This is a genomic window from uncultured Thiodictyon sp. (assembly GCA_903837595.1).
Taxonomy (GTDB): domain Bacteria; phylum Pseudomonadota; class Gammaproteobacteria; order Chromatiales; family Chromatiaceae; genus Thiodictyon.
The window spans coordinates 1-7,873 of record CAILVI010000412.1 but is presented as its reverse complement, the minus strand read 5'-3'; the positions used below and the strand labels follow the sequence as shown (position 1 = coordinate 7,873).

Sequence of the window (7,873 nt, the reverse complement as noted above, 5' to 3'; positions counted from 1 at the left end):
CGAGGCTAGGGAAACGCGGGCATTAATATTGACACACCCTTCTTCGTTCCATTCTTCGTTTATGGCGTTTATGGCATCCTTTGCCCTTTTTAGGCTCTTGGCTTTGACGTGCATGCAGACTTCCATGTTGACATCAAAGGAATAATTGTGAAGCTTGGCTTTGCGTTTCATCGTTTGTCCCTCCTGATTACAATGTGGTGCTCGCCTTCGGCGTTTTTGGCACCGGGTTCTTGGCCGCGAGCATCATGGCGGCCTTGACGCTGGGGCCGTGAACCTTGAAGCCGATGGTCAGGCCTGCCTTCTTGAGGCTGGCTTCCTTCATACAGAGGCCGCAGTCCAGGCAAGAGCGAGACCTGCCCGTTTGCTTGAGGCAGGGCATGACGCGGACTCCGTTCACGAAGTGAACGGAGTCGCTGGCGAATTTTTCCAGCACCAGGGTGGCGGCATATCCTTTCGCCTTGGCCGCTCTTACCTCGGTCACCGTCTCGCAGGATGCGAGGACGGAGACCTTGCCCCAAGCGGACCGTGGGACGGTCCGCCAAGCGTGGGTGTAGGTGTATGCGGCTTCGTTGTGCTTCGCCATGAACCGCTTGGCGGCCTTGGCGACGGTCCTGGCCGCGGCCGCTGTGGAGCAGTCGCCGATGGTGTGGATGCGGAGGGGCCAGCGGCCGCTGAGGGTGTCGATGGCACGGGCTTCCTGCTTGGCGATGGAGAGCTTTGAGTTGGCCCGCTTGGCACCGATGCGATCCTTAGTGACGGCGCAGGGGCCCATCATGGCGTAGCAGGACTTAGATTTCAGGAACGGGCAATCCTTGGGGCAGGTTTGCAGGGAGGCGTAGGTGGTGGACATTCCCCCGAGCTTCTTGTTGTTTGAGTTCTCGACGGCGATGGCTTGCATGGGTGGCTCCTCCAACTACAATATGGTGCCTTGTCGTCGGCGTTTTTGGCACTGGCTAGATGTGAGCCCGCTTCGGGAAGACCAGCTTCGCCAGTTGCTCGGTCAGCAGCTTGACGGCGTTTTTTGCGTCCGCAGTCTTTGCGGGGATGTCCATGCCGCGGTCGAAGTTGAAGACTGGGCGGAATTCGGGGCCGCGGAGCTTGACCTGCATCTTGCTGATCCTGGAGCGTCCGAGCTCGAAGGACTTGCTGGCTGCGTGATCCTTGAAAACGAGTGCCTGGAAGGTGAACGGGCCGACCGTTCCGTCGGCCCAGGTTCCGCCAGTGCCGCTGTCCCGAAGCTGCGTGATCCTGATTTCCATTTTGATCATTGCATTGCCTCCGCTTCCAATGGGGTGCCAGATTGCTTCGCAATCTGGCACCGGCTCGATTTGGTATTCCCGCTCGGATTTGAACCGAGATCTAATTTTTAGGAAAAATTTATGCTCTCCAGGTTGCACCACGGGAACACAATCACTTCTTTATCGGCGTTTTCTTTATGCGCTCCCTGACCAGTTCGTCAAGTTCGTCTCTTAGATCGGGTTCCTGTAGCCCGCGAAGGGCATCGTCGCCCATCTCGACCGTCTTGAGCATTAGTTGGTCGACGATGTGGGTGGTGGCGTTATCAAGGTCCTCGCCCGCGACTCGGCACTTGGGGAACAACCTGGTCGCTTCTTCAAGGTCATTGGCATCCAATTCGTCCAGGAGCTTCTCGGCGAGTTCCTGGCGTTGCTTGTTCATGTCGTTTCTCCTTTCGGGGCTGTCCTGGTCCAGGGAAAGGGCATTGACGCGGACGATGAACTTAACTTCCTTGTCCGCGAACATGAAGCCATCGGCCGCTTCGCGGGCCGCCTTCCTGGCGGCTTTTTCGTCTTTGGCTTTGACCCTGATTATTCTCTGCCCGAGGACGACGCGGTTGATGGCAACTTCGTAAATCCGCTCCTGCTTTGGCTTTGCCATTAGATACTCCCCTATTCGTCCATGTCCACCTTAACGGTCTTGTCCTTCATTAGTCCCTTGAGCCTGTCAACTTGGTTGAAGGGGGTTACGGTGAAGACCCAGGGGAAGGCGTTCTTGTCCCGCATCGTGTCTTGGGCCTGCTTGGCGGCTTCGCGGGGGTTCTTGGCTGACACGTCGATTTCCCACACGACCCTGTACTCTTTTTGCTTCGCTGATTCTTTTTGTTTCGGCGTTTTCCATCCAGTACCAAACCCTTTCCTGGTCTTGACAGACACGCGCGATCCGTCAGTGCACACGAAGTCATGCTCCTCTCGATCGTGAACCAGCTTTCCATCAAGAAGCAGCTTTCCGTAGATCTCGCCGAGCCAGCCGACAAGTTCGTTACCCTTTAGTGTCTTGCCATCCGCGTAGGCCGACAACTTTTCTCGTATCTTGTCTTGAAGCGAAGCCAACTCAGTGAACAGAGTCTTGCATTCCCGTTCGAGGGCGGACACGCTGATGGTATTTGTCATTGAGACGGCTAACTAGATTTCGCCGGACGAATTACCCCGTGACTTGGGGAGCCGGGGCTAGTCGATCAAATTTCGCCTGCCTTGTCAACACTCTGAAACTACTGCCTCGTCGCGTCATTAGGGTGTCACGCGGCAATCGTCCCGCATGACGCCCTAAAATCCCGAAGCATGCCGCCCAAACCCTTTCGCCCTTGTCCAGATTCTGAAAAAGAAACTGACAGAAAATGTTCTAGCTGTTCTTCAGAGGCTGGCAACGGGATTTGGGCGGCAGCAGTCGCCCGCGGGCAACGCTCACCCACGCACCCGCTTGTCCGGCAACCCCTGCGCCGAATCTGGGTTACCCCACCAACCCGACCTATCGACTATATCAGTAAATCTTCATTGACAAGGCGCGATAACTCGTGGTTACCGCTGACCCCGACCGCCCGTTCTTGCTACAGTTGAGCGGCCGGATTACAGGCACCAGACCGGCACTTCGCCACCCCCGAAGGCCTATGCACGTAGGCGGCGAACAGTTCTAAGGGTACGGGCTCCCTGGCCGCGTTGGCGGATTCCGCCCTACGCGGCCCCTACTTGCGCCAAAACTGCGGTGTAAACAGGATCACGAGCGAGAAGACCTCCAGGCGCCCAAGCAGCATAGTGACGCTCAAGACCCAAATCTCATAATCGGTCAGGACCCCGAAGTTGCTGGCCGGACCCACCACGCCCAGACCCGGGCCGGCGTTGTTGATACAGGCGATCACGGCCGAGAAGGCCGAGAGGAAGTCGAGCCCGCCCAGGATGAGCAGGAAGGTCATGCCGATGATGCTCATCGAGTAGAGAAAGATGAAGCCCAAGACGGCGAAGACCACGCTATTGGGGATCGGGGACCCGCCCACCGTCACCGGGGCGGCGAGCGTCGGGTGGATCAGGCGCGAGACCTCCCGCGACGACTGGCGCACCAGGATCAGGGTGCGGATCATCTTGATGCCACCGCCGGTCGATCCCGAACTGGCGGTCACCGACGAAAGAAACAGCATTAGGAGCGGGACAAAGATGGGCCACAGGTTATAGTCGGTGTTGACAAACCCGCAGTCGGTCGCGATGGAAACCAGGTTGAAACTGACATAACGCAGCGCCGTCCAATAGCTTGCGTAGACATCATTGAACCAGAGATAGGCGGCGCAGCCCACACAGCTCAGCAGCAGGACCCCAATCACCCCCTTGGCCTCCGGGTCACGCCACATCGGCCGGAGGCTGCGGTGTCGCCAGACGCTGTAATGGGTGGCGAAGTTGATCGCCGCGAGCACCATGAAGAAGATGAGCACGACCTCGATGAGCGGCGAGTCCCAGGCACCGAGGCTCGCGTCCCGGGTCGAGAAGCCGGCCAGGCTCAGGGCCGCAAAGGCGTGGCAGACGGCATCGAACCAGCTCATGCCGGCGAGCCGCAGCGCCAGGATGCAGGCCAGGGTGAGGCTCGCATAGATGACCCACAGGAGCGTTGCCGTGTCGCCGATACGGGCGGTGAGCTTGGTGTCCTTGATGGGCCCCGGCACCTCGGCACGCATGAGCTGCATACCGCCCACCCCCAGAAAGGGCAGGATGGCCACCGCCAATACGATGATCCCCATGCCGCCCAACCAGCACAGGGCATGTCGCCAGAGGTTGATGGAGGGTGCCACCTGGTCCAGCCCCACCATCACCGTGGCCCCGGTGGTAGTCAGGCCCGACATAGTCTCGAAGAAGGCGTGCGTGAAGGAGAGTTGCTGGTGCAGCATCAGCGGCACGGTGGCGATGGCGGCGGTCAGGGTCCAGGCCATGGTGACCAGCATGAAGCCGTCGCGCGCCTTGAGTTCGGTGCGGTGGCGACGGGTCAGGCCCACCAGCAGCAGACCGGTGAGCACACAGGCAATCATACTGAACACGAAGGTCAGCAGTGTCCCGTCCCCATAGATCATGGCACAGGCGATGGGCAGCAGATAGGTCAGGCTGAACACCATCAACAGGCGCCCGAGTACATTGGCGACCGACAGGACCGAATACATCAGAAGAACCCCAGACCCACCTGGAAATAGCGCTCCACCTTGCGCACCAAGTCCTTACTGATCACGAACAGGATTACATGGTCCTCGGCCTCGATCACCGTGTCGTGGTGGGCGATCAGGACGCGCCGCCGCTCCGTCCCACCGGCCACGGGCGCGAACCCGCGCACGATGGCCCCCACCGTCACCCCATGGGGCAGGTCCAGTTGCTCGACGCGCCGCCCCACCACCTTGGAGGTGCTGCCGTCGCCATGGACGACCAACTCCAGGGCCTCCGCCGCCCCCCGACGCAGGCTGTGCACCGCGGCCACATCGCCCTGCCGGACACGGGCCAGCAGTGAACCGATGGAGACCTGGGCGGGCGAGATGGCGATATCGATGCGGTCCGCCTGCATCAGGTCCGCATAGGCCCGTCGGTTGATCAGGGCCAGCACGCGACGCGCGCCCATCCCCTTGGCGAGCAGGGCTGAGAGTATATTGTTCTCGTCGTCATTGGTCAGGGCGAGGAAGCAGTCCATCTCCTCAATCGACTCGGCGGAGAGCAGGTTCTCATCCGCCCCCTCCCCCACCAGCACCAGGGTGTGCTTGAGGGTCGCACCCAGGGTCCGGGCGCGCAGTTCGTCGGCCTCTACCAGCTTCACCTGATAGCGATCCTGGGTGGCAAGGGCGAGCCGCTCCCCGATGTTTCCGCCCCCGGCGATGAGGATGCGCTTGGTCGGGCGGTCGCGACGGCGCCACTCGCTCAAGACCTGGCGGATGTCGCGGGTGGCGGCCAGAAAGAAGACCTCGTCCCCGGCCTCGATCAGGGTATCTCCCTCCGGGATCGTCGGCTGGTCGCCGCGATAGATGGCGGCGATGCGCACCTCCACGCTGGGGATGTGCCGGCGCAGATCGGACACCGGGCACCCCACCAGCTTGCCACCGGGGACGGCGCGCACCGCCACCAGACTCACCAGTCCGTCGGCAAACTCCAGCACCTGCAACGCCTCCGGGAAGGCCAGCAACTGGACGATATAGTCGGTGATAATCTGCTCCGGGCAGATGCTGAAATCCACCGCGAAGTTCTTCGACTCCAGCAGTTCCGGGTAGCGGGTATAGTCCGGCGAGCGCAGCCGGGCGATCTTGGTGGGGGTCTTGTAGAGAATGGCGGCGGTGCGGCAGGCGCACAGGTTGGTCTGGTCGCTCTGGGTCACCGCGATCAACATATCCGCGTCGCCCGTTCCGGCCATCTCCAGAATCGAGGGCAGGGCGGCGTTACCGACCACGGTGCGCAGATCCAACCGGTCCTGCAGGCGCGCCAGGCGCACCAGGTCGGTATCGACCACGGTGATCTCGTTGGCCTCGGAGACCAGGCTCTCGGCCACCGAGGTACCGACCTGGCCGGCGCCGAGGATAACGATCTTCATAGGCGGTTCACACTGCGGGCGCTTAAGTTAAGAATGAGTGGGCATGGTCTTGGGGGGCGCCATGCTACCGCGTCCCCCGGCCCGGGGCCACCGGCCGGGCCGAAACCATCGCGATCCGACGCGGCCCGGGCTATCATCGGCCGATACCTAATCCTATCCCCGCCGACGCACCCTTGACCCACCCCATGCCGATCGTCGCACACCCATCTGCGCACCCTATCCACCGCCCGTCCAGCGGCGCCCACCGCCGGTTCGTCGCGCCGCTCTGCGTTTTACTGTGCGCGCTGCCAAGCAGCGCGGCCCTGGCCGCCGCGCCCGCGGTCGCGCCCGCGACCATCCAGCTATTCGGTATCCCGGTGGAATTTTTCCTGTTTGCCGCTATCCTGGTGGGAGTGGCCATCTTTCACCGCAGCACCCTCGCGGTCGCGCTGAGCGGGCTCGCGGCCATCACCGCGTTCAAGCTGGGCGTCACCGGTTTCAACGAGGGATCGGGCGTGGCCGGGCTCCTCGCTCACCTGAGCCATGAGTGGGTGATGCTCACGAACCTGCTCGGCCTGCTGCTCGGCTTCGCACTGCTGGCCCGTCACTTTGAGGACAGCCGCATCCCGCTGGTGCTACCGCGCTTCCTGCCCGCCGGCTGGCCTGGCGGTTTGGTTTTGTTGGTCATGATCTTCGTCTTGTCCAGCTTCCTGGACAATATCGCCGCGGCCCTGATCGGCGGCACCATCGCCGGCGGCGTCTATCGGCACCGGGTGCATATCGGCTACCTGGCCGCCATCGTGGCCGCCTCCAATGCCGGCGGCGCGGGTAGCGTGGTGGGCGATACCACCACCACCATGATGTGGATCTCGGGGGTCGCACCGCTCGATGTGGCACGCGCCTACGTAGCGGCGGGCGCCGCCCTGCTGGTCTGCGGCATCGTCGCCGCGATCCAGCAGGATCGTTACGCGCCGATCGAGCGGGCCAGCTCGGCGGGGGTGTCCATCGACTGGCCCCGGGTCGGCATCGTCGCGGCCATCCTGATCAATGCCATCGCGGTCAATCTGCTCGTGAATCTCTATTTCACCGCCTGGGCCGACGGCTTCCCCTTTCTGGGCGTCACCGTGTGCGCAACGCTCCTGGCGGCCGCCCGGCTGCGTCAACCCGAGTGGTCCCTGCTCCCGGAGGCCTTCAAGGGCAGCGTCTTTCTACTGGCCCTGACCTTCGCCGCGTCGATGATGCCGGTGGCCGAGCTTCCGGCCGCGTCCTGGTCCTCGACGCTCGGCATCGGCTTCGTCTCTGGTGTCTTCAACAACATCCCGCTGACCGCCCTGGCCCTCGAGCAGGGCGGGTATGACTGGGCCTGGCTCGCCTTCGCCGTGGGCTTCGGCGGCTCCATGATCTGGTTCGGCAGCTCCGCCGGGGTGGCCATCGCCAACCTGTATCCCGAGGCCCGGTCGGTGGCGGACTGGGTCCGCCAAGGCTGGCATGTGACACTGGCCTATCTGGTGGGCTTCGCGATGCTGCCCATCGTGCTCGGCTGGCATCCGCCAACGTCTGCGGTCGGACCTTCGATCACGCCCCCGGCTCACTGCTGCACCGATCCGCAACCCGGCCCGCGCACCGACCCGCCGCGCGCGGACCGGGAACCACCACCTTGATGAGGTCATGATGCGCTTCCTCGTCCCCTGCGACGGTTCCGAGCATGCCCTAAGGGCAGTCCAACACATGATGCGACTCGCGCAATGCCTCAATGCGCCGGAGCTCCACCTACTCAATGTGCGCGCGCCAGCGGACGCCTGGGAGGTCCGCAGCTTCCTCAACCCCGAGGAAATCGCGCAAATCCAACAGGACGAAGGCGAGGCAGACCTGCGCGGGGCGCGTGAACTGCTGGACCAGGCCGGAATCGCCTACACCGCGACGGTGGTCTGCGGACCCATCGCCGAGACCATCGCCGACTTCGCGGTGCAACTAGGCTGCGACCACATCGTCATGGGCACCCACGGCCACGGCGCGCTGGCCTCCTTGTTCCTGGGCTCGGTCGCCAAGGTGACCAAGG

The 7,873-nt window shown here is 62.6% G+C and carries 8 protein-coding genes; 2 read left to right on the top strand and 6 right to left on the bottom strand.

The annotated features are described in order from the left end of the window. Window positions 1-187: 187 nt before the first annotated feature. The 6 genes from QZY44_RS24600 to trkA form a co-directional block, all read right to left on the bottom strand. Entirely contained in the window at window positions 188-898 is a 711-nt protein-coding gene (locus QZY44_RS24600) for a hypothetical protein (protein WP_295454354.1), read from the bottom strand. A gap of 55 nt (window positions 899-953) precedes the next feature. Continuing rightward, window positions 954-1,268 (bottom strand): hypothetical protein, encoded by a 315-nt coding sequence (locus tag QZY44_RS24595; protein WP_295454350.1) that lies wholly within the window; start codon window positions 1,266-1,268, stop codon window positions 954-956. 142 nt (window positions 1,269-1,410) lie between these two features. Then, window positions 1,411-1,896: a hypothetical protein gene (locus QZY44_RS24590; RefSeq protein ID WP_295454348.1), complete on the bottom strand. Its 486-nt coding sequence runs from the start codon at window positions 1,894-1,896 to the stop codon at window positions 1,411-1,413. Between the two features lie 11 nt (window positions 1,897-1,907). Beyond that, complete coding sequence (locus tag QZY44_RS24585) at window positions 1,908-2,408, bottom strand: hypothetical protein (RefSeq protein WP_295454346.1); 501 nt, start codon at window positions 2,406-2,408, stop codon at window positions 1,908-1,910. 569 nt (window positions 2,409-2,977) lie between these two features. Then, the gene (locus QZY44_RS24580) at window positions 2,978-4,432 is read right to left on the bottom strand and encodes a potassium transporter TrkG (RefSeq protein ID WP_295454343.1); all 1,455 of its coding nucleotides are present in this window, start codon (window positions 4,430-4,432) and stop codon (window positions 2,978-2,980) included. Continuing rightward, window positions 4,432-5,835, bottom strand: coding sequence for a Trk system potassium transporter TrkA (gene trkA / locus QZY44_RS24575; RefSeq protein ID WP_295454341.1), 1,404 nt, complete (start codon window positions 5,833-5,835; stop codon window positions 4,432-4,434). Before trkA ends, QZY44_RS24580 begins: the two co-directional genes overlap by 1 nt. Window positions 5,836-6,020: 185 nt before the next feature. Here trkA and QZY44_RS24570 point away from each other — a divergent pair, with 185 nt between their 5' ends. Both QZY44_RS24570 and QZY44_RS24565 read left to right on the top strand, forming a co-directional pair. Further along, window positions 6,021-7,475 (top strand): citrate transporter, encoded by a 1,455-nt coding sequence (locus QZY44_RS24570; protein ID WP_295454339.1) that lies wholly within the window; start codon window positions 6,021-6,023, stop codon window positions 7,473-7,475. Window positions 7,476-7,542: 67 nt separating this feature from the next. Further along, window positions 7,543-7,873 (top strand): universal stress protein (locus tag QZY44_RS24565; RefSeq protein ID WP_295454337.1); only part of this gene is annotated, 331 nt, incomplete at its 3' end.